This window comes from Aurantibacter sp. UH7 (assembly GCF_056839165.1).
This window is the reverse complement of sequence record NZ_CM166388.1, coordinates 4,054,183-4,077,951: the sequence shown is the minus strand read 5'-3', so window position 1 is coordinate 4,077,951 and position 23,769 is coordinate 4,054,183. Positions and strand designations below refer to the sequence as shown.

Genomic DNA, 23,769 nt, shown 5'->3' with positions numbered 1-23,769 from the left:
GATATCTATGTGATACTTTTTAACTTCTTTCGTAATCAATAAATTATGAAGCAAATACTCATCATAGAAGACGATCCAGAAATCATTAAACTTCTGGAAATTCACCTGACAGATTTAATCTATACCACTTCAAAAGCGACGGATGGTGCACTAGGATTAAAGATGGCCTTAGATAACGATTATGACCTTATTATTCTAGATTTAACTTTACCGTCTATGGATGGTATTGAAATATGTAAGCGATTACGTAAAGAAAAAAACACTCCAATTATTATGCTTACCGCAAAATCCGAGGAAATAGATCGAGTACTTGGTCTTGAAATTGGTGCTGATGATTATATTACTAAACCATTTAGTATTAGAGAATTACTAGCTAGAATTAAAGCCGTAATGCGTAGAACGGATATTAAGCAAACTAGCACCAAAAATTCTGCTTCTATTTCAGTTGAAGGCATGTTAGTGGATATTGAAAAACGAAAGGTTCTATTAAATGATCAACGGATAGAACTTTCTCCAAAAGAGTTTGAGCTGCTCGTGCTTATGGCATCGAACCCTGGAAGAAATTATACACGTACCGAATTATTGAATATTATTTGGGGTTATAATTTTGAAGGATATGAGCATACTGTTAATTCACACATTAATAGATTAAGAGCGAAGATAGAATCAGATATGGCCAACCCTACCTATATACTTACTACTTGGGGTGTTGGTTATAAATTTAATGAAGACATTGTATTATGAGCAAGTCAGAAAAAACATTAACACCAAAATTGATTAAAAAGCTTTGGGCTGCATTTATTCTATTGGTTTTGCTCATGGGGGCTTCTTATATTTTAATCACAAATTACTTTGCTACAAAACACAATCAAGAAACTACCCAACGACTAAATGCTGATGTAGCGAACCATGTTATTGCTGAAAAATTTAAAAATGATTCCCCTTTTCTAGAAGACGGGAGTGTTAATAAAGAATTGTTTGGTGATTTAATGCATGATATGATGGCCGTAAATCAAGGTATCGAAGTGTATTTACTTAATGATACCGGTGAAATATTGTATTCGGTAGTTTTGGATCATGATGCTGGTGCGTCAACTAAAAGTGTTTCATTAACTCCAATTAAAACGTTTATTGATACAAAAGGTAAAGCGTTTGTTTTAGGTGATGACCCTATTAATCCAGATACACAAAAAATATTTTCAGCAGCACCTTATTCAGTTGATGGTAGAAAAGGATATGTATATATTGTTCTTGCTGGTAAGAAGTTTCAGGAAGTAAGTGATACACTTATGGGACAGTATTTCGCTAAATTAGGCACCGGTGCTACTATATTAGCGATGCTTTTTACTTCACTTATAGGATTATTGGCAATTTGGTTTTTGACTAAGAATTTACGTTTAATTACGAATACAGTACGAAAGTTTCAAGAAGGTGATCTCGATGCTAGAATTGAAAATCCAGATAAATCAGATATTGCAATTTTTGCAAATTCTTTTAACGAAATGGCCGACACTATCGTTGGTAATATTGACAAAATGCAATCTGTAGATTTACTGCGACGGGAATTGATTGCAAATGTTTCGCACGATTTACGAACACCTTTGGCAATTTTAAAAGGGTATATTGAAACACTGCAGATGAAACGCGATACACTAACTGAAACCGAAAAGCAAGAATATTTACAAATTACACATGACAATGTTGATCGACTTTCGAAACTGATTAATCAATTATTTGAGTATTCTAAACTCGAGGCGGAGCAAGTGGTGCCAGTGAAAGAACCTTTTTCAATTACTGAATTATCGTATGACCTTATTGCAAAATTTAAAGTCTTAGCTGAAAAAAAATCGATTCGTCTTCAATTAGAGAATCCTCAAGAAAATTGTATGGTTTTTGCTGATGTAAGTTTGGTAGAAAGGGCACTGCAGAATCTAATCGAAAACGCCTTGAAATATACTGAAACCAATGGTGTGGTTACCCTTTCTTTACAGAAAAAAGGTAAGAATATCGAAATCAATATTACAGATACAGGCACGGGAATACCAGTAAATGAACAACCATTTATTTTCGACCGCTATAAACAAGTTGATAAAAATGTGAAAAAGCAAGGCTCAGGATTGGGACTGGCAATAGTTAAGAAAATTATGGAGTTACACGATACTACAATTACGGTATTGAGTAAACCGAAAGAAGGAAGTTCTTTTATTTTCAATTTGCCTTCTTACCAACAAGTTTAGGGAAAATAAATTGCTATGAAAAAAAAAGCTCTTCAAGAAATTGAAGGGCTTTTTGATATCTATAATTTTGCGTTCGCTATAAATCATTAATATAACTACCATACAGATCGTTGAACTGATATCCTTCAGCAAAACGTTGTTTGCTCAACTTTTTAAATGCAACCAAGCCCCAAATTAGAAGTTCTTTTAAAAAATAAATATCTTCTTTCGGAAAATCTGGTTGGTATTCTTTTATGAGGATACTCAACTCCGGAATTCCATCTAAGGCTCGCTTGTATTCTTCATCTGTAAAATCATCTAATAATTCGAAACCTTGACTTTCTTGAAAAAACCAAGATAACAATCCGTCGTATGGCGTTTCTGCATCTTTACGTTCTAACTTATTTATTGCTGGGAAATATTTTGGAAAAAGCATTTTTACAGCATCATCAATGAGTATTGCTGCAACACCATCAGCTCCCTCCTGCTCTCCTTCATAAACCAATTCTATTTTACCAGTAATTGACGGTATTACTCCTAAAAAGTCACTTAATCTAACCGATGTACTATCCGCACCAGATAAAAGTGCTCTACGTTCAGCAGCACTTAATAAATTTTCAAAAGCCGTTATACTAGTTCTTGCGCTTACTCCACTTTTAGCGTCTACATATTCACTTTCTCGAGCTGCAAAACTTATTTGCTCTAATAAATCTTTCGCTAAATCTGGCACATAAACTGCATCTGTTTGGCGTTGATCCAGATTAGATTCTTGCTCGGTAATTTTACGTGCCGTTTCTATATCATCAGGATAATGCGTTAAAATCTGTGATCCTATTCTATCTTTAAGTGGAGTTACAATACTCCCTCTATTCGTATAGTCTTCTGGGTTAGCAGTAAAAACAAATTGTAAATCAAGAGGTAATCGAAGTTTAAATCCTCGAATTTGAATATCTCCTTCCTCTAAAATATTGAACAGCGAAACCTGAATCCGTGCTTGTAAATCGGGCAATTCATTAATCACAAAAATACATCGGTTTGCACGTGGTATCATTCCGAAATGAATAACACGATCATCCGCATACGATAATTTTAAATTCGCAGCCTTTATTGGGTCTACATCACCAATTAAATCAGCAACAGTAACATCGGGAGTAGCTAGCTTTTCGTAAAAACGCTCACTTCTATGCAACCAAGAAATCGGCGTGTCATCACCTTTTTCTTTAATTAATTCTATAGCAAACCTTGACATTGGTGCCAATGGGTCATCATTAATTTCAGAACCAGACACTACCGGAATGTATTCATCCAATAAATTAACCATCAATCTTGCTAAACGGGTTTTCGCTTGACCACGTAATCCTAATAAATTAATATTATGGCGGGAAAGAATTGCCCGTTCAAGTTCTGGTATTACGCTGTCTTCATAACCCCAAACACCTTCAAAACTATCTTTACCTGTTTTAATATTTTCACGAAGGTTATCACGCAATTCATCTTTTATCGATTTACTCTTGTAACCTGCTGCTTTTAATTCTTTTAAAGTGGTAATTTCTTTATGTTTTAAACTCATAAGCTTTTTTTGCAATTATTTTTTTAAAATAGGAATGGTTTGCTTCAATTCTATAGGTCCTTTAATACGGACCTGTATATTTAAATACTCCCATTTTCCATTTATTTTTTGTGCTAACACGTCCATGTTAGAACGAATCTTTATCTCTTTTTTATCCCCACGTACTCCAATGGTTATTGCCACAGAATCCCCTGTTTTAGAATACCCAACGGAACCTTCAACCATATCAAATGTATGCATGGGTTCCAATTCTCCCAATAAGGCAATTATTTTAGGGTCTTTTGTAGCAATTGCCAATGCGCCTTCTGCAATTTCTGGTTCTGAGTATGCCTTTGCCAAATACCCCAAATTACGAGGTAATTCTTTTGGCAAAGTAGAAACAAATAAACCTGTACAGAGAACAAAGAATAGCAAAAACCATATTCTCTTTTTCTGGTACCAAAACCTATTTTTTGCGCCCATTTAGTTTTAGTCTTTTATTTAGACTTATTGTGCTAGTACTACTATTTCAACTTTTTTCTTCGATTACTTTCGTAATCCTCAAAAATCATTTCTCCCAAACCTTTTAATCCTGTAAAAAATGCTTTCCCCTTATTCGCCTCTGTAAACTCACGAATAAATTTCATCAAATAAGGATCCTGTGCAATCATAAAAGTCGTAATCGGAATATGTAACTTTCGCGCTTGGCGAGCCATGTTGTAGCATTTCTCAACAATATAATCATCCAAGCCAACACTATTTTTATAATAGGTACCATCGGATAATCGCAAACAACTAGGTTTACCATCGGTTATCATAAAAATTTGCTTGTTCGTATTTCGCTTTCTTCGTAACATATCCATCGCTAATTGTAAACCAGCAACAGTATTGGTATGATATGGACCTACTTTTAAATACGGTAATTCTTTAATAGTAATAGGCCAAGCATCATTTCCAAAAACCAATATATCAAGTGTATCTTTCGGGTAGCGTGTTGTAATTAATTCTGCCAAAGCCATGGCTACTTTTTTTGCAGGTGTAATTCGATCTTCACCATATAAAATCATACTATGGCTAATATCTATCATTAAAACGGTACTCATCTGAGCCTTGTGCTGGGTATCTTCAACAACAAGATCATTTTCATCCAATTGAAAACTACCAATGCCGTGATTTATTTGTGCATTTTTCAAACTCTCGGTCATCGAAATATGCTCTAAACCATCGCCATAACGGTATTCACGCATATCACCCGTATGCTCATCTCCTTGGCCAGATTTTCCTGTTTTATGATTACCAGCACCACTCCTTTTTAATTTGCCAAAAATTTGATCCAAAGCATGTTGGCGAATAATACGTTCCATTTTAGCGGTAATTGAAATTACCCCCTTTTTAGTTTCGTCGCCATCATCATCCCCTTCTTCGCCTGAAGCATCGCCATCATCTTCAAATTCTTCTTGAATAAAGCCCTTAGCTTTTAATTCTTCAATAAAATCATCAATGGTATATTCATCAGTAGTTAACTCGTATTCTTTATCTAATTCGTGCAACCAATCAATAGCCTCATCAAAATCGCCAGATGTATGTGTAATCAGTTCCTGAAAAATCTCAAATAGCTTTTCAAAGGGTGTTTGTTCTGGGGCTTCGTATGGTGTAAACCGAAATCCTTGTCTTGTCGTCATAGCCATAGTATAAATTTAAGATATTTGAGCTTGAGAATCTTGCTTTTTAGGAAAAGTTAACTTTAAGCACTTTCATATTGTTCAGTTCCCTTGGTCGGTAAAATTGCTGTAAATTAACAAACTCAGTTTACTATATGGAAGATCATTTTCTAGAAAAACAATGTACGGGATTCTTAAACACACCGCCCTTATGGGATACCGAGCAATTTGGAGTGAAACAATTTGAGTTTCCCGATGTGGAATTATCCAATTTCACCCCCACTCCTATTCCTCAAAATATCCGTATAGGGCATCAAATGGAATATATTTGTAAACAGCTCTTAGATTACTCGAAAGGCTATGAAGTGTTATTACATAACCTACCTATATATAGAAATAAACAAACACTAGGTGAAATTGATTTTATACTGAATGACACCGCGAAAGGCAAAATAATTCATGTAGAATTAACCTATAAATTCTACATCATCAATCCGGATATCTCAGATCCTATTCACAGTTTAATTGGGCCAAATAATCGGGATGCCTTCTTTGCTAAAATTCAAAAAATAAAGAACAAACAATTTCAATTATTACACTCAGTTGAAGGGGCGCAGGCACTACAAGAAAATAATATCAACCATACGGACATAGTACATCAAGCTTGTTTTAAAGGCCAAATATTTAAACCGTTTGATACTGGTATTGAAACAATTCACCCATTAAATCAAAATTGTATTAGTGGGTATTGGCTACGCTTAGATGAATTCAAAAAAGGCGTATTTAAAACTTTTCAATACTATATTCCAACAAAATCTGAATGGGTGCTAGAACCCCATAAAGCTGTAGAATGGTCGTCACATGAAGATATAGTGATAAACATAACTTTTAAAATGCTACAAAAAAAAGCCCCCATGGTGTGGATAAAAAAATCAGATACTGATTTTGAAAAGTTCTTTGTAATATGGTGGTAAAATAAGCTCAAATAAAAAGTGGATTATTCCGCTAAAGAAATAACCCACTTTAAATAATAAAACCAAATACTATTCAAACGTATAACTGAACTTATTTACTTCAGTTAGTCTGAAATATCCATGTGCATAATTATCAGGATTGGTAAGATTCACACAATTACCTTTTACAGCAACTGGTGTAGCTTCAAAAAGTCCTACGCCTCCGACTTGACTAATCAGAATTTCTAAATAATCTTTATACGCTGTTGAAATCGCTGCCATTTCTACATCCACAATATCACCGGGTTGAAAAGATTCCAATTCATCGGTTTCTTCATCATCAAACAGTTCTATCCACCAATCTATTTCGTTTCCATTTACAAATCTATCATCACCAACTTCTAAGGTAGGTAACAAATCACCTTGATTCTGAAACTTAAAAAACACATTATTTCCTTCTTCAGGTGGGTCTTGGAAAACAACATGTACTTCTAATTCCTCATCATCAAAACCATCTTCTATACCCTGATAAATATTCAAAATTTCTGGCACCGGATTTAAAGTTTCGGTAGCAGTATAAGCTTCTCCATTATAAATAACTTCTAAAGTAAACGACTGATCCAATACCGGTACAAATTCATCTGTGGTATAATCACCATTGTTTTGGTCCACAAATACAAACTGTGTATTGTCAGCATCATTAGTTACGGTTACAGTAGCACCGGTAACAGCCGTATTATTGTTGGTTTCAAAAAATGCTGTAGACGTGCGCAAAGAAATAGTTTGATTATTGCCAGCTGTACCTTTTTCCCAATCTAAAGAAGCTTCAATCACCAATCTGGCTTCAGCGGTTTGCACGGGTACATCAATAACATCGGTACACGAAGCGAATGCAACTACTACAAATAGTACTGTCAATTTAATATAGTTTTTCATCTTCTTAAAATTTAAAATTATAGGTTAATGAAGGTACCATTCCGAAAATAGCAGTTCTAGTTGCTTCATTAGCACCCGTTTCTATGTTCTGACCAAAAGAAATGGAAGCTGCATTTTTACGATTATAGGCATTATAAATACCCAAAACCCATTCACCTTTAAATCGTTTTTCAGGTTTTCGATTAGGTTTATAGTTGACTGATAGATCTAATCGATGATATGCAGGTAAACGATCTGAATTTCTTGGTGCGTAACTCGCAATAGACAAACCTTCATATTCATATTGCCCATTAGGATACGTTACTGGGCGCCCTGTTTGAAAAACAAGATTGGTGCCAAAACTCCATTTGTCATTCAACTTATATGCTCCAGAAATTGAAATATCATGAGTTCTATCATACGGTGTATTGTACCATTTACCATCATTAATTCCTAATCCACCTGCAGTACCTCCTGGTGTTCGTTGTTCTGATTTTGATAAGGTATATGCTATCCAACCTGTGAAATTACCTTCATTTTTACGAAATAAAAGCTCCAATCCGTAGGCACGAGATTCCCCATTTAAGATTTCCGTTTCAATTGTATTTTGTCCTATTAACTCTGAACCATCTATATAATCAATTCTATTATCTGTGTTTTTATAATACACTTCTGCTTCCATAGAATAAACCTGATCCTTAAAATTTCTAAAATACCCGAAAGCATACTGATTTGATAACTGCGGTTTTACAAATTCACCGCTAGGCGTCCATACATCTAAAGGAGTTGCTGAGGCCGTATTCGATAATAAATGTATGTATTGTGCTGCTCTTGAAAAGCCTAATTTTAATGATGAATTTTCATTTAAGGTATAAGCTAAAGAAGCGCGAGGTTCAAAATTGGTAAAACTTTCAATAGCATCTCCTTTCGCATAATCCGTCTCTCCCACAGCAGTGCCGCGTTCATAAATACCTAAAGTTGGGTTGTACACTACTGGTTGGTCGTTGGCATAATCAACCATTGCTTGCCCGCCAAAACGAGTAAAACCACTTACTCGAAGTCCATACTGCGCATTCAATTTTTCGGAAAGTTTATGTTCTGCGTTAACATATATGCCACTTTCAAAAGCCTTTTTACTATCTAAGGTTAACGCGTTCACTTCTGATGTATCGGAAGTCGGTATAATCTGCCCTGGATTAAAATCATAATAAATACCACTAGCACCAAAGTCAAGTTTAAAATTGTTGCTAAAATAATACTTCAAGTCATATTTTAAATTGTAATTGCTTATGGATGATATCCAATCAAATTCAGCAGCCGTAATACCTAAATCATAATCGTATTTACTAACAACAGCTGATAGGTTTGAAAAAAGTTTCTCATTAAAAATATGATTCCAACGTAAGTTACCGGTAGAGTTACCGTAACTACTAGCAAAATTATCACCCAATTCAAAGGCATCTCTGCCGAAGTACCCAGACAAATATAATTTGTTATTATCGTTTATATTGTAATTGGTTTTTAAGTTCAGGTCATAAAAACTAACACTATTGTCTTCACCTGCTGCTTTTAATATAAGGTCAGCATAAGAGCGTCTACCAGCGACAATAAAAGATCCTTTTTCTTTAAATAATGGACCTTCTAATGCAAGACGACTCGATATTATACCAATACCGCCCGTAGCTTCAAAACGTTTATTGTTACCATCTTTTTGGCGTACATCTAATACTGAAGAAACGCGACCTCCAAAACGAGCAGGTATACCACCTTTGTAAAGTTTTACATCTTTTATGGCATCTGCATTAAAAACCGAAAAGAAACCAAACATATGTGAGGTATTGTAAATAATAGCCTCATCGAGCAAGACTAAGTTTTGATCCCCAGCACCACCTCGTACATGAAAACCACCGGTACCCTCGCCATTATTGGTAACCCCTGGAAGCATTTGTAGGGACTTTAATATATCTACCTCGCCCAAAACCACGGGCATTTGTTTTACGGTAGCAATATTCATTTTAGCGACACTCATTTCTGGTTTGCGTAACAGTGCTCGCTCTGGTTCTTCAGCCGTAACCACCACTTCTTCTAGAGTAGTAGAGAACTCAGATATTTCAAAATCTAATTTTTGATCACGCTCTAAAGTAATTTCTTCATTAACCTCGGAATATCCCATATACGATATATTCAAAGTATAATTGCCCTCTGCGGCCGTTATGGAATAAAAACCATATTCGTTGGTGACTACACCTATGGTTGTACCCTTTAGAAATACCGAAGCCCCAAACAGGGTTTCACCATTACTTGCATCTGTAATGGTACCGCTTATAGTATAACTGTTTTGAGCACTAACCACAGTGCCCAAAAGCAGAAAGGCTACTACCACCAGCTTTAAAATAATTGATTGTTTAAACATTGATTGTTCGATTTTTTAGATGATTGTTTTTTATTTCTGTTTAGAAAGACAAGGTAGAAAAGCAAAGGTTGCATGAGTCACAAATAATTGTGAATATTTTTTTAAGCCTAATTTTGTTTAAACATTAATTCGACGTAAAAACTTTACTATTTCCTTTTAAAGTAGAATTTCATTTCTTGTTTTGTTTCTAGCATTTATAAAAATGTTATCATCATATTTCAAATTTATTACAATCCATTCGAGTATAGATTCTAACTTTAAATAACACTTAAGGCTTTAACAATTAGCTGGTGTACATGTTTCTCTTAATTTGTTTTATTCTCTAATATTTTGGTTTAAATTGGTCTATTATCAGCATATTTACATAAATATGGTAACTACTTCCAATGAATTTTAATAGTCCAATTTCATAACTTAAACTAGATTAATTAATGAAGAGAATATTCTTTACAGCTATTTTATTATTTATAAGTATTCAGACATCATGTTTGGCGCAAGAAAATTCAAAACAACGCGTAATTATTTTAACTGATTTTGAAGCTGACCCAGATGATACCCAATCAATGGTTCGCTTATTATTATACTCCAATGAAATTGATATTAAAGGAATTGTAGCGACTACATCGTGCTGGTATCGCACTAAAATTAGTCCAGAATTTATCCGCAAAGTAATTCGTGGTTATGGTAAAGTCTATGATAACTTAACCAAACATGCTTCTGGCTATCCGACCGAAGATAAATTAATGGGTTTGGTAAAAAATGGTCTGCCTAAATATGGAATGACTGGTGTTGGTGATGGTATGGATTCCGAAGGTTCCGAGTTAATTATTAAAACATTAGAAGAAAAAGATGAAAGACCATTATGGATATCTACTTGGGGCGGTGTTAATACTTTAGCACAAGCTTTGCATAAAATTCGAAAAACAAAAAGTAAAAGTGTAGCCAAGAAATTAATTTCTAAAATACGTGTATATACTATATCTGACCAAGATGATAGTGGATTATGGATTCGTAATAATTTTCCTGATTTATTTTATATTGTCAGTCCAGGAGACGATTATAGCGCTGCTACTTGGGCGGGTATAAATTCGGTAATAAAAGGAATTGATAACACAAAAATATCTAATGGTTGGTTGGCTGAAAATATTCAACAAGACCATGGACCACTTGGTGCTGAATACCCCGATGTAGCTTATAGTATAGAGGGTGATACGCCTGCATTTTTAGGATTAATCCCGAATGGATTAAACGTGCCAGAGCATCCTGAATACGGTGGCTGGGCTGGACGATATGAATTATATAAACCTGATTTTTCTAATGCAATAGATGGTAAATCTATAGTAGTTATTGGTCCTGAAACACGTAAAATTTGGACGAATGCCAATGATACCTATACCCCATTTATTACAAAGGATTACAATAGAGCAATTGGAGAAGATACGGTTTCGTTTACAGGTTTTAAAGAAACTTTATGGCGCTGGCGTGATGATTTTCAGAATGATTTTGCAGCACGAATGGACTGGTGTTTAAAGACCTTTGAAGAATCTAACCACCCTCCTATTCCACTATTAGATGGCGAAGATAATATATCAGTAAAATCAGGGAAAAACGTATTTCTTAGAGCTAGTAATTCTACTGACCCGGACGGTGATAACCTAAGTTTCTTATGGTTTAATTATGACGAAGCAGGCACCTTAAAGGAATATATTTTAAAAGGCGGTCCACATAATTTACACCATCTTAGCTTTAATGCACCCAAAGTAACTAAAAAGGAAACTATACATATAATATTAAAAGTAACGGATAAAGGTATGCCTGCCCTATCTCGATACAAAAGAATTATAGTTACAGTTAATCCATAGAAAATCAGGCTATTTCACCTAATTTAATAGTAACTCTTATTAAGACTTTTAACCTCAAGAATAATTAAAAATTAAAATCGAATGAAATCTGACAGAAGAAAATTCCTTAAAAATACGATAATGACTGGTGCCGGAATTACGGCATTCGCTGGTACTACATCCGTTTTTGGAAATCCTTTGCATGCAACATCACAACCTGAAGTAATAAAAGCAACATCAAACTATAAGAGATTAGTAAAAAAAGAATCCATTCGTTTTTCTGTCATTGGATTAAATCATGGTCATATTTATGGTCAAGTTGCTACATTATTAGCCGGTGGTGGCACCTTAGTTGCAGTCTATGCGAAAGAACCAGATTTACTAGCATCGTTTGCTAAAAGATATCCGGATGCTAAAATTGCTAAAAGTCAAGAAGAAATTTTAGAAGATAACAGTATACAATTGATTGCTAGTGCTGCTATACCTGTAGAAAGAGCTCCTCTCGGAATACTTGCTATGAAAAATGGTAAAGATTTTATGTCAGATAAACCAGGTATTACAACATTAGCGCAACTTGCCGCAGTAAAAAAAGTTCAAAAAGAAACAAATCGAATTTATTCCATTATGTATAGTGAGCGTCTTGGTAGTAGGGCTACTATAAAGGCAGATGAACTTGTTAAGTCTGGCGCCATAGGTAAGGTTGTACAGACTATTGGATTAGGGCCTCATCGCATGCGTGCAGAATCTCGTCCAGATTGGTTTTTTAAACTTGATAAATTTGGTGGTATTTTAACCGATATCGGATCACACCAAGCCGATCAATTTTTACACTTTACTGGTTCTACTAAGGCCGAAATTGTTGCATCGCAAGTTGGTAATATAAATAACTCTCAATATCCGGAATTCCAAGATTTTGGTGATATGATGTTTCGTGGTAATCAAGGAATCGGATATATAAGAATAGATTGGTTTACACCTGAAGGATTAAGCACATGGGGCGATGGACGCCTAACTGTTTTAGGGACGGAAGGTTATATGGAGTTGCGTAAGTATGCCGATATTGGAGGTCGTGAAGGTGGTGACCACTTATTTTTAGTGAACCAAAAAGAAACTAAATATTTTGACTGTAGCGAAGTGTATTTGCCTTATGGGGAGCAACTCGTAAGTGATGTTGTAAATAGAACCGAAACTGCAATGACCCAAGACCATTGTTTTCTAGCCACCGAACTTGCACTTAAAGGCCAAGCCAACGCAACAATGCTCTAAGACAAATAATAGGAAACAAAACTATTTAAAGTGTATTATGGGATTACTAAGAGAAACGTAAAAAATTATAATATGAAAAGCATACTATTAACATTTACTTTACTAAGCCTATGTTGTTATTCATTTAGTCAGAAACCCAGAGCAAGAAATCTAGGAGTTCCATTTGTTGGTACAACAGGAACATTTAATGCGATTACCGATGTAAAGGGTGTTGAAGTTGGTTATAGCACAATTATTTCTGGTAAAGGAGAAAACAATGTAGGAAAGGGTCCTATAAGAACTGGAGTGACAGCAATATTTCCCAGAGGAAAAGCTAAAAAGTTTAGTCCGGTGTATGCTAACTGGTATAGCCTAAATGGTAATGGGGAAATGACAGGTACTACTTGGGTTACAGAATCGGGCTTTTTAGAAACTCCAATTATGATTACTAATACAAACAGTGTGGGTGTTGTTCGCGATGCTGTATTAAAATGGTATGTAGACACCGATTGGTATAGCGGCGAAGATTGGTGGTATACTTATCCGGTAGTTGCCGAAACATACGATGGTTTTTTAAATGACATTTATGGTTTTCATGTGGAAGAAAAACATGTATTAGAAGCTATAGCAAATTCTTCTAGTGGTAAGATTGAAGAAGGAAATGTTGGTGGTGGAACCGGTATGATGTGTTTGGGCTTTAAAGGTGGTACAGGAACTTCCTCAAGAGTTATTAAAATTAAAGATTCAAATTATACTGTTGGAGCAATTGTGCAATCAAATTTTGGAGCCAAACGAAATTTATCTATTGCTGGCGTACCCGTCGGAATTGAATTAAAAGATACCTTAAACTATAGATTTAATGCGCCGCCAAAATCTAGAAGACAAGAAGGTGATGGTTCTATAATTGTAATTGTAGCAACCGATGTTCCGCTATTACCGCATCAGTTAAAAAGAATAGCACAAAGAATTCCGTTAGGTGTTGGTATAGTAGGCGGGCGCGGAAGTAATGGTTCTGGGGATATTTTTTTAGCTTTTTCAACTGCTAATGAAAAAGCATTTAATAGAGATGAAACTACAATTGTACAATCAATGTCTAATGATCGACTAATGCCAGTTTTTGAAGCGACAGTACAAGCCGTAGAAGAAGCGATTATAAATGCGATGGTTGCTGCTGAAACTATGGAGGGAATTAATGGAAACAAAGCCTATGCCCTACCGCACGATTTACTGATTAAAACACTGAAAAAGTATAATCGTTTGAATGAAAAATAAATGTTTTTCACATTCTTTGCCCAGAATTAAAGCTTAAATGTTACCCGAGTTTATTGAACTACCATTGAGCAAATTCTTAATTTAGCACTTCCAAACCAAGAAAAATATCGAAAAGTGAAGATTGATGGATTTGTGCTATCTATAATAGTGGTAATTGGATTGGCATATGTATTTCCACAATGGGGTATTCCAGAAAGTAAAATTCCGATTGACACTATTAGTGGAATAGGCATTTCATTAATATTCTTTTTTTACGGACTTAAACTGAGTCCGGAAAAACTAAAAGCTGGAGTTAAAAATTGGAGATTACATTTACTAATACAGATTTCTACATTTCTAATATTTCCGTTGCTAGTTTTAGCATTTCAACCATTTATTCAGAATCAAGAACAAGAGATTATTTGGTTGGCGTTTTTTTTCTTAGCTGCGCTGCCATCAACTGTATCTTCTTCTGTAGTAATGGTTTCTATTGCAAAAGGTAATATTCCAGCCGCAATTTTTAACGCCAGCATTTCAGGGATTATTGGTGTGGTGCTTACACCCTTGTGGATGGGATTATTTGTACAACATGCTGAAGCAAATTTCAGTTTTACAGATATTTATGTTAAGCTCTTTGTACAAATAATATTACCAGTGGTTATAGGTGTTCTGCTACAACGCTTCTTTGGTGCGTTTGCAAAAAAATACAATAAGCAATTAACATTGTTTGACAAATCTATTATCCTACTCATAATCTATAAAAGCTTTGCAAGTTCGTTTCATGACAAGATATTTAGTTCAGTATCCATTTTAGATTTACTCCTACTCTTAATGGCTGTTTTAATATTGTTTGGCATCCTATTTTTTTTAACGGGATTCTTAGCTAAGAAAATGAAGTTTACTATTGAAGATCAAATTACTGCTCAGTTTTGTGGAACAAAAAAATCATTAGTCCACGGAACGGTCTTTTCTAAAATAATTTTTGGAAATATACCTTCTATCGGAATAATACTTTTACCACTTATGTTGTTTCATGCGATTCAATTATTGATAATAAGTATTGTAGCTTCAAAGATGAGTGCAGACAACGAAATAGTATAAGTATGTTTAGACACCAAGGTAAAAGTAGAACACTGAATCATAACTTGCGTATTGCCACAATTCTATCTTTTGTTGCAGGATTAGTAAATGTTACTGGGTTTTTAGCTTTTAAACAATTAACAACAAATGTAACCGGACATTTTGCGCTGTTTATGAGTGATGTAGCAAATTTTGAGGTATGGAAAGGAACCGTTTATTTCCTTTATATCTTTTCTTTTCTCTTTGGTTCTTTTTTATCAAGCTTCTTAATTGAAGTTTTTAAAGAGAATAAAAAACTAAATGTTTTTGTATTACCTACCATAATAGAATGTCTGATACTAGTTTCAATTGCAATGATTACGTTTAGTGGAGAAATAATTTATCCCGACTTAATTGTTTGTTTACTGCTCTTTGCCATGGGGCTACAAAATTCCTTTGTTACAAAAATATCAAATGCCATTGTTCGCACAACACACTTAACGGGCTTGTTCACAGATTTAGGAATTGAACTTTCGCAATTATTTTTTCCTGAATCACATCCGGATAGAGCTAAAATTAAAGAAACCATAAAACTTCGAATTTATATCATATGCTTCTTTTTTCTTGGAGGAATCATAGGTGGGTTTTTGTATTCACGTTTAGACCTTAAATTAAATACGTTGATTTTTGGCGCAGTAATTTTATTTCTGAGTTTATACTATGATGATATGCGCTATAAAGTAATCAGAACAAAGAGAAAGTTTAATCAAAGAAGAAGTATCAGTTAATTTCGTTTCTTTAATTTAATACAAGTGAATTTTAGTTGAAACTATTTTTTCAATAATGACGATTTTCACGATTATAAGGCATATGTTTTTATTATTTTAGTTGCTTTCAACTTAAAGTGCATGCTTAATTTTAAATGTATTAATTAGTACCAACCGAACCAACCTTTTAACTACCAAACCATGACCAAAAAAATTATCTTTTCAACTCTTTTATGCTGTATCACTTATTTATCTAACGGTCAAATAAAGGAAGATCAAATTCGAACTGAGTGGGCCGGAATTGTAAGTTCAGAAAATGCTTTAAAAGAATATCCGCGCCCACAACTAGTGCGCAAAGATTGGGAAAATTTAAATGGTATATGGAACTATACAATAGTTCCCGATGGTACCTCACCTAAAACTTTTGATGACGAAATTCTAGTGCCATTTCCAATAGAGTCACTACTTTCTGGTGTTCAAAAAACAGTTTCTGAAGATGAAGTTCTATGGTATCAACGTAAATTTAAAATTCCTGCCAAATGGAAAAACAAACAAATAATTCTGCATTTTGGCGCTGTAGATTGGGAAGCTACAGTTTATGTAAATGATACGGAAATTGGAACGCATAGTGGTGGGTATGATCCCTTTTCTATGGATATTACCCCAGCACTCTACAAATCTGGAGAACAAGAGATAACCGTTGCCGTTTGGGATCCTACAAGCAATGGCACACAACCCATTGGAAAGCAAAAAACAAAACCTGAAGGTATTTTTTATACGCCTGTTACAGGAATATGGCAAACGGTTTGGTTAGAACCAGTTTCTAAACAATCAATTTCTTCATTAAAAATGACTCCTAATATCGACGAGAGTTCGTTAGAAGTTGTGGTTTCTAGTAGTATTTCTTTCGGTTCGAAAAATGACTGTTTAGCTATAAAAATTTTCGATTCAGGTAAGGAAATTGCAATTGAGAAAGCTTCTTTTGGTGAACCTATATCTATAAAAATTAAAAATCAAAAACTATGGTCCCCCGATGATCCACATTTATATGATCTAGAAGTTAGTTTTACTGGAAACAACAAAACGCTAGACCATGTGAAAAGCTATTTTGGAATGCGAAAAATAGCACTTGAAAAAGATAAGAATGGTAATGAACGATTACAATTGAATAACGAATTCCTATTTCATTTCGGCACACTAGACCAAGGCTGGTGGCCCGACGGATTATATACAGCGCCAACAGATGAGGCTTTAATATTTGACATTGAAACTACCAAGAAACTTGGGTTTAATACCATTAGAAAACATGTCAAAGTTGAACCTGCACGCTGGTATTACCATTGCGATCGAATAGGAATGTTAGTTTGGCAAGATATGCCCAACGGTGATGGTTTGGGAACATGGAGAGGACCTTCTGGATACGATTATATAGAGGCTAAAAGAAAGCCGCAATCTGCACATCAATATCGTAAAGAATGGAAAAATATTATGGATGCCAATTACAACAGTCCGTCAATAGTTGCCTGGGTACCTTTTAATGAAGCATGGGGACAATTCGATACTGAAAATGTTATAAACTGGACTATGAAATATGACCCATCTCGCCATGTAAACGGACCTAGTGGAGGAAATTATTTTCCTGTAGGGCACATGATTGATACACACGTATATCCCGGTCCAGGTATGCCAAACAAAGATTTGCATGCACCAATAATGTTTAAAGATAGAGCTATGGTTCTTGGTGAATTTGGAGGCTTAGGCTTAGTTTTAAAAGGACATTTATGGCAAAAAGATAAGAACTGGGGCTACCGAAATATTGAAAATAAAACCAAATTATTTGAGGAATATTCCAAATTAATAAATCAAATTCCAGCGCTGATAAAAGACGGATTATCTGCTGCAATATATACGCAAACTACAGATGTTGAAGGCGAAGTTAATGGACTAATGACCTATGATAGAAGAATTATAAAAATGGATGTAGACAAAACCAAAGAAGTAAATTCCCAAGTCTATAAAGTGTTGGTTGAATAATGCTTAATTTTTTTGATTAAATAGGAAATGCAGATAAATTGTAAGTGTTAAACTATGAGTATTTTATTATGATTAGTAAGTATTTTAAAACATATGATTGAAATAGTTAAAGCAAATAGTAAAGACGTTCCTTTACTTGTAAAAATTGGTGAACGAACGTTTATAGAATCTCATGGAAATAGTGCCTCGAAAGATGATGTGAATAATTTTATCGCAAAAACTTATACTAAGGAAGTAATTACTAAAGAACTTGAAAATGAAAAAGTTCGATATCATATCATCTATTTCAACAAAAAAGTTGCTGGGTTTTCTAAGATCGAATTAAATTTTTCTAATGTAAATATTAAGGAAATAAATGTAAGCAAGCTCGATAAAATATACCTCTTAAAAGAATTTTATGGTTATAAGCTTGGACCGAAATTATTTGATTTTATTGTAGCTGAGTCAAAAGTGAATGACCAAAAAGGAATCTGGCTTGCCGTTTGGATTGAAAACCAAAGAGCTATAAATTTTTATAATAAAGCGGGATTTAATATTGTTGGTAGGTACGATTTTAAATTATCAGAAACACATTCTAATCCGAATCATATTATGTATCTCCCTTTTTAATAATTATGAAAACCTCTTTATTACAAAGCACCATGAAACATCAGCGATTGGGTTACTTAAAGATTTTGATTCAATACAGCTAGAAGACCGACTTGACTATTTTGGTTTAGACAGAACAAAGCGTCAAATTTTTATGCTATTGGCAGACCATATTACACACCATAGAGGTCAAATGCCCATCTATATGAGACTTAACAAACTTGTTCCTCCTAGATACGTACTATTTAAATAAACGTTATAGATTGCGCTGAAACTACATTAGTATAAATGAAACTAGAAGAAGTTATATACTTTCAAGGTCAAATGAATATATATTACCCAAATCATCGGAGAAAAATATAAGCTTCGCCTCATGCTTTAAAAAACTTGTTTTACTAGAAGTTGCATCTCCGTTTTTGCCTTTTATTTTAGTTTTTAGCTGTACCAGTTCATTAAATTTCCAAAGGCCTTTCTCCTGAATTATTTCATTCACGGAAATATGATATCGGCTATCCTCCTTATTTTTTACAGAATGTATTTCAAACAATCTTCCCGATTCAACATGATTAATTATTGGTCTACTAGGATTCTCATGTGGGCCTAAGTTTTGATAAGGAATGTTGGTCCATTTGCCTTTCTTATCTCGTAAACGCAGTACAAACTGAGGATGGTTTACTTTATCAACACTATTCTTAGTCACCATCGCCATTGTTCCATTTTTAAAAACTGTTGCATTCAAATGATCGTCAGCATTCTTATCCCCTTCTTCCACAATTATAGGTGCAGACCAGTTGTTGGGAGTGTCACCATCAATATGTATTCGCTCAACTATTGATTCTTTATTTTGATTTGACCAAATTGCAGATATTTGATTCTTAAGTCCTACTATTACAGCAATGTCATCTTTATTAATATCATCCGCCAATTCAATCGGATTTGCCCAATCTTTTCCATTGGATGAATGCCAAACCATAACTCTTTCATTCATATCTGCACAAACCCAAAATTCATTTTTAGAATCCTGAGTTATCGTTGCAGTTTCGATAGCATTACAGTCATCGGGAATAGGTAGATGTGCTTTCCATTGATGTTCGTACTGATGGTGCTGATTTGAATACTTTATTTGTACTACATTCAAAACACAGTCACCCACAAACAAAATGTGTGCTTTATTGCCTTTAGTAAATACATCTGCCCTACTTGGTAAATTTTTCCATGCTAAATTTATAGTTGATTGACTCGACCATCCTTTCACATTTTTTCGCAAAAGCTTAGGACCATCACTATCACCCACAACAATCCAATTTCCATTATTAGTTGACCATGATTTTGATTGTGGTTTATCAGCAGTAGCATCACCGTAATTAACTTTGTAAATAGGCTTTACATATATTTCTGGTGTAGAGGTTATTTGAGAAAATAATTCGTTGCCAAAAATCAATAAACAAAAAAGTATTGGGTACAATAGACATATTCTTTTCGATTTCATGCAACACTTATTTATTAGACGAATTTAATATTTATAGCATGAGGTGAAAGCAAATAAATAACTACAATTAATCAAAATATAATTAACGAGTTCATTATAATATCTCAAAATTTCAATAAAAGTTTAAATAGTATTGGATTGAAATAAGAATATATGCACACGAAAAAAGGAAGATTATTATTTTTAGACTATAAATTATTAAAGTGATGATTTCCTTTAGCCAGAAGGACTACTAAATTTAGAACTAAGCTATTATAAATGAATTCTCAATCGAAAAAAAAAATCTCTAGACGTAATTTTATTGGTGTTACAACCACTGCGAGTACAGCTTTTGCAATCGCTCCTCGATTTGCTTTTGCGGGCATTCCTACTTCCACTAGAAAAATACGCGTCGGTGTAGTAGGTGGGAGATTTGGTCTTGGTTTTTTCTTTAATGAACACCCAAATGTTATTGTTGAGGCGGTTAGTGATTTACGAGCGGATCGTCGTGCTAAACTTATGGAAAGGTACGAATGTAATAAAGCCTATAACTCTTTAGCTTTATTACTAAAGGATCCAAAAATTGAAGCGGTAGGCATATTTACGCCAGCTCCTGATCACGCAAATCACGTAATTCAAACTCTAAAATCTGGAAAACATGCATTGTGTGCAGTTCCTGCAGCTTTAACCATAGAAGATTGTTATCGCATTCTGGAAGTCGTTAAATCTACTGGAAAAAAATACATGATGGCGGAAACTTCTACTTTCAGGCAAGAAACAATTACGGCGAAAAAAATGTATTCCGCTGGAAAATTCGGAAACATCTTTAGTAGCGCTGCTCAATATTATCACCCAGGTCTAGAAGAATTATATTTCAATTCAGATGGTTCGGCTACTTGGCGCCATGGATTGCCACCCATGCTATACCCAACACATGTCACTGCTTTTTTAATTGCTGTTACTGGGGAACGATTAACAAACGTATCATGTATTGGTTGGGGTGATGATGATCCTATTCTCAAAGGAAACCCCTATAACAATCCTTTTTGGAATGAAACAGCCTTCTTTAAAACCAATCAAGGAAATTCATTTACCGGTGAAGTTTGCTGGCGCGGTGCACTGTCTCATTGCGAAAAAGGAGAATGGCGTGGTGATAAAATGAGCTATTATATGGGATATAAAAATGAACCTGTACATACTGTACATGCGGGCGATAAAATGATAAAAGATGATGGTGGGTTTACGGTAGCTCACCCAGAGCTTAAACCATATAATCAAGAAAAGTGGTATGAGACGGACGTACTACCAAAAGCTATGCGACATAATAGTGGTCATGGTGGTTCTCATACATTTATTACGCACGAATTTATTTCATCTATTTTAGAAGATAGAGAACCTGAAGTAAATATTTATGAAGCGCTGGCTTATACTGCACCTGGTATAATTGCTCATGAATCAGCATTAAAAGGTGGAGCATATAAAAGCATTCCAAATTTCGATATCTAACTTGAAATATCTTAAAGATTACAACTATTCAACATTTAAAAAAGTAAATTCAATGAAACTAAAATTCATATTACTATTTGCCTTTACTTTTTTATTTGGGTTTGTAAACTTTGGACAAGAAAACGAATCTATAAATAACAATCGAATACATATATATAGTGCCGAGTCGAATGATTTATACAAACTAATGAAGTCGAATGGCCTTAATTGTATTCGCTATGATGATATAAATCAAGCCCTTAATAGCTCTAAAAAAAACGAGACACTTCTAATTTTAGCAAAGGACTACCCTACAGAAACCACAAAAATTCCTGCTGAATTTTTCAAACAGGTGAATATAAAACAATTAAAAACCTACGTTGAATTTCCTGGTTTTATTAAAAGTGATGATACTCTAGAAATTAAATCAACTAAAAAAGAGCGCTTCGTTGTAACGTCAGATTTCTTTGGAAAAGATCTATCGCCAATGCAAATTTTAGATGCTGGCCTATTTTACTACACCGAGGTTCCGGACCGAGAAAGTCATTTAAAAGCGGCTAATGTCGCTGGATTTCATAAAGCTGTTTACGGACTAGAAAATACCGAAAGTGTACCCATTCTATTTGAGGATAAAAATGTTTTGATTTCAACAACCAAATTAAGCGATTTTAATAAAAGTCGCTATTCACCAATAAAAGCATGGGAAAGCGCTATTCATGGTATTTTAACTTATTTGTCTTTAGAACTTGATAAGGATGCTGTAACATGGAATCCGATTGTAAAACCTAGTTTTAGCAAAACAGCACCTCTTTCAAACTATGATTATGAATTAGCTATTGAACGTGGCGCTGCTTGGTATAAAAAAGCTCGTTTTTTAATTCATCCAGAATGGAAAAACCAATGGCAAGCCATAGATACTTTAAAACTGCCAGTTGGTCCGCCTATGAATCTTGACTTACCTTCAGGTGATGGCTCTCTTGGCGTTATGGAAGGCCATTATTCTTATATTAATTACGACGGAAGTCAACCCTATCGTTACTGGTTGCGTGGAGATTGTGTGGCAGAAACGGCAATGACTTTTGCTATGGCAAATGCAATTAACACCAACGAGCATAATAAAGTAATCGCGACGAACTTAATGGACTTTTTGTACAATTCTAACACCTTTAAAACTGAAAATAGCCAAGATGCAAAAATGTCTTCTTATGGTTTACTAGGTTGGGCAGCAACAAGACCATCACGATATTATGGTGATGATAATGCTAGAATTTTACTTGGCTCAATTCTATCTTCTCAAATGATGGATAACAATAAATGGGATGTTCAAATTCTAGAATTAATTTTAGCAAATTTTCGTACATCTGGAAAAAATGGTTTTCGAGGAGGTGCTCTAAATGGAAAAGATATTGATGCCAAAACATGGCAAACTTTGATGGAAGGAGAGTTCGAAAATATAGCTCCACATTACGAATCTTGGCTTTGGGCGACATACCTATGGTTATATGATAAAACAGGATATAAACCATTATTAGATAAAGCTAAAAATGCCATTGAAATTACAATGGCTAATTACCCAAAGAATTGGGAATGGACTAATGGAATTCAACAAGAACGAGCTAGAATGATTCTACCTTTGGCTTGGCTAGTTCGCATTGAAAACACCAAAAAACATAACGATTGGTTAAATCTAATTTGTGATGAGCTACTGGAAAACCAAGTTGCGGTAGGTGCCTTAAGAGAAGAATTGGGCGAAGGTACTAAAGGTAGATATGGAGCACCAAAGACCAATGCAGATTATGGTCATGCCGAAGCTCCAATAATTCATGCAAATGGGGAACCGGTAGCAGATATGTTATATACTAGTAATTTTGCTTTTTTTGCATTAAATGAAGCGGCGCAAGCAACACATAATCCCAAATATATTAAGGCCGTAACCAAACTTGCTGATTTTATGGTGCGCATTCAAAGTACCGCTACCGGTCGAGATGATTTAGATGGTTGTTGGTTTAGAGCTTTCGACTACCAAAACTGGGAATATTATGGCTCAAATGCTGATCATGGATGGGGAGCTTGGGGTACGCTTACCGGGTGGACGCAAAGTTTTATAACCACCACCTTAGCTTTAAAACTTGAAAAAACAAGTTACTGGGATACCACGAAAGACTCGAAGATTGGGGAAAATATTGATGTTGCTTGGTCAAAAATGTTACCTGGGGTAACGAATTAGTCTTAGGACATAGAAATAATACAACCGATATAAATGTCTGGTGCATTTAGTGCAAAGTGTATTAAAAACTATAGTGATACCTATTAAAATCTAATAT

General features: G+C 34.5%; 19 protein-coding genes. 13 read left to right on the top strand and 6 right to left on the bottom strand.

Going from position 1 to position 23,769, the window contains the following annotated elements; all coding sequences use genetic code 11:
* Nucleotides 1-45: 45 nt before the first annotated feature.
* A complete protein-coding gene (locus UH7x_RS17265; RefSeq protein WP_482361168.1) occupies nt 46-744 on the top strand; it encodes a response regulator transcription factor in 699 nt (232 codons plus the stop codon).
* Nucleotides 741-2,237: a sensor histidine kinase gene (locus tag UH7x_RS17260; RefSeq protein ID WP_482361167.1), complete on the top strand. Its 1,497-nt coding sequence runs from the start codon at nt 741-743 to the stop codon at nt 2,235-2,237. Before UH7x_RS17265 ends, UH7x_RS17260 begins: the two co-directional genes overlap by 4 nt.
* A 76-nt stretch (nt 2,238-2,313) precedes the next feature.
* Here UH7x_RS17260 and UH7x_RS17255 read toward each other — a convergent pair whose 3' ends face one another.
* Genes UH7x_RS17255 through UH7x_RS17245 form a run of 3 tightly spaced genes read right to left on the bottom strand, consistent with a single transcriptional unit; the run spans nt 2,314 to nt 5,453 of the window.
* A complete protein-coding gene (locus UH7x_RS17255) occupies nt 2,314-3,786 on the bottom strand; it encodes a MoxR family ATPase (protein WP_482361166.1) in 1,473 nt (490 codons plus the stop codon).
* Between the two features lie 15 nt (nt 3,787-3,801).
* Nucleotides 3,802-4,248, bottom strand: a complete 447-nt coding sequence (locus tag UH7x_RS17250; protein ID WP_482361165.1) for a hypothetical protein — start codon at nt 4,246-4,248, stop codon at nt 3,802-3,804.
* Between the two features lie 41 nt (nt 4,249-4,289).
* Complete coding sequence (locus UH7x_RS17245) at nt 4,290-5,453, bottom strand: vWA domain-containing protein (RefSeq protein ID WP_482361164.1); 1,164 nt, start codon at nt 5,451-5,453, stop codon at nt 4,290-4,292.
* A gap of 128 nt (nt 5,454-5,581) precedes the next feature.
* Here UH7x_RS17245 and UH7x_RS17240 point away from each other — a divergent pair, with 128 nt between their 5' ends.
* Nucleotides 5,582-6,400: a DUF1853 family protein gene (locus tag UH7x_RS17240; protein WP_482361163.1), complete on the top strand. Its 819-nt coding sequence runs from the start codon at nt 5,582-5,584 to the stop codon at nt 6,398-6,400.
* Nucleotides 6,401-6,469: 69 nt separating this feature from the next.
* Here the strand turns inward: UH7x_RS17240 and UH7x_RS17235 are convergent, their stop codons facing one another.
* The gene (locus tag UH7x_RS17235) at nt 6,470-7,315 is read right to left on the bottom strand and encodes a DUF4249 family protein (protein WP_482361162.1); all 846 of its coding nucleotides are present in this window, start codon (nt 7,313-7,315) and stop codon (nt 6,470-6,472) included.
* Nucleotides 7,316-7,319: 4 nt separating this feature from the next.
* Complete coding sequence (locus UH7x_RS17230) at nt 7,320-9,707, bottom strand: TonB-dependent receptor (protein ID WP_482361161.1); 2,388 nt, start codon at nt 9,705-9,707, stop codon at nt 7,320-7,322.
* A 431-nt stretch (nt 9,708-10,138) separates the two neighbouring features.
* Between UH7x_RS17230 and UH7x_RS17225 the strand changes: the two genes are divergently transcribed.
* The 8 genes from UH7x_RS17225 to UH7x_RS17190 all read left to right on the top strand — a co-directional run bounded on the left by UH7x_RS17225 (nt 10,139) and on the right by UH7x_RS17190 (nt 18,745).
* Nucleotides 10,139-11,569, top strand: coding sequence for a DUF1593 domain-containing protein (locus UH7x_RS17225; protein WP_482361160.1), 1,431 nt, complete (start codon nt 10,139-10,141; stop codon nt 11,567-11,569).
* Between the two features lie 81 nt (nt 11,570-11,650).
* Nucleotides 11,651-12,814: a Gfo/Idh/MocA family protein gene (locus UH7x_RS17220; RefSeq protein ID WP_482361159.1), complete on the top strand. Its 1,164-nt coding sequence runs from the start codon at nt 11,651-11,653 to the stop codon at nt 12,812-12,814.
* Between the two features lie 72 nt (nt 12,815-12,886).
* The gene (locus UH7x_RS17215; protein ID WP_482361158.1) at nt 12,887-14,065 is read left to right on the top strand and encodes a DmpA family aminopeptidase; all 1,179 of its coding nucleotides are present in this window, start codon (nt 12,887-12,889) and stop codon (nt 14,063-14,065) included.
* A 114-nt stretch (nt 14,066-14,179) separates the two neighbouring features.
* Entirely contained in the window at nt 14,180-15,145 is a 966-nt protein-coding gene (locus UH7x_RS17210) for a bile acid:sodium symporter family protein (protein ID WP_482361157.1), read from the top strand.
* Between the two features lie 2 nt (nt 15,146-15,147).
* On the top strand, nt 15,148-15,891 hold the full coding sequence (locus UH7x_RS17205; protein WP_482361156.1) for a YoaK family protein: 744 nt from the start codon (nt 15,148-15,150) through the stop codon (nt 15,889-15,891).
* Between the two features lie 180 nt (nt 15,892-16,071).
* On the top strand, nt 16,072-17,904 hold the full coding sequence (locus UH7x_RS17200) for a glycoside hydrolase family 2 protein (protein WP_482361155.1): 1,833 nt from the start codon (nt 16,072-16,074) through the stop codon (nt 17,902-17,904).
* 93 nt (nt 17,905-17,997) lie between these two features.
* The gene (locus UH7x_RS17195) at nt 17,998-18,513 is read left to right on the top strand and encodes a GNAT family N-acetyltransferase (RefSeq protein WP_482361154.1); all 516 of its coding nucleotides are present in this window, start codon (nt 17,998-18,000) and stop codon (nt 18,511-18,513) included.
* The gene (locus tag UH7x_RS17190) at nt 18,440-18,745 is read left to right on the top strand and encodes a DinB family protein (RefSeq protein WP_482361153.1); all 306 of its coding nucleotides are present in this window, start codon (nt 18,440-18,442) and stop codon (nt 18,743-18,745) included. The genes UH7x_RS17195 and UH7x_RS17190 overlap by 74 nt, the downstream gene beginning before the upstream one ends.
* A 51-nt stretch (nt 18,746-18,796) precedes the next feature.
* Here UH7x_RS17190 and UH7x_RS17185 read toward each other — a convergent pair whose 3' ends face one another.
* Nucleotides 18,797-19,981, bottom strand: a complete 1,185-nt coding sequence (locus UH7x_RS17185; RefSeq protein ID WP_482361152.1) for a hypothetical protein — start codon at nt 19,979-19,981, stop codon at nt 18,797-18,799.
* A 258-nt stretch (nt 19,982-20,239) separates the two neighbouring features.
* Between UH7x_RS17185 and UH7x_RS17180 the strand changes: the two genes are divergently transcribed.
* Both UH7x_RS17180 and UH7x_RS17175 read left to right on the top strand, forming a co-directional pair.
* Nucleotides 20,240-21,466 carry a Gfo/Idh/MocA family protein gene (locus UH7x_RS17180; RefSeq protein ID WP_482361151.1) on the top strand — a complete coding sequence of 409 codons (1,227 nt, stop codon included), beginning with the start codon at nt 20,240-20,242 and terminating at the stop codon, nt 21,464-21,466.
* Nucleotides 21,467-21,518: 52 nt separating this feature from the next.
* Nucleotides 21,519-23,672: a hypothetical protein gene (locus UH7x_RS17175; RefSeq protein WP_482361150.1), complete on the top strand. Its 2,154-nt coding sequence runs from the start codon at nt 21,519-21,521 to the stop codon at nt 23,670-23,672.
* Nucleotides 23,673-23,769: the final 97 nt, after the last annotated feature.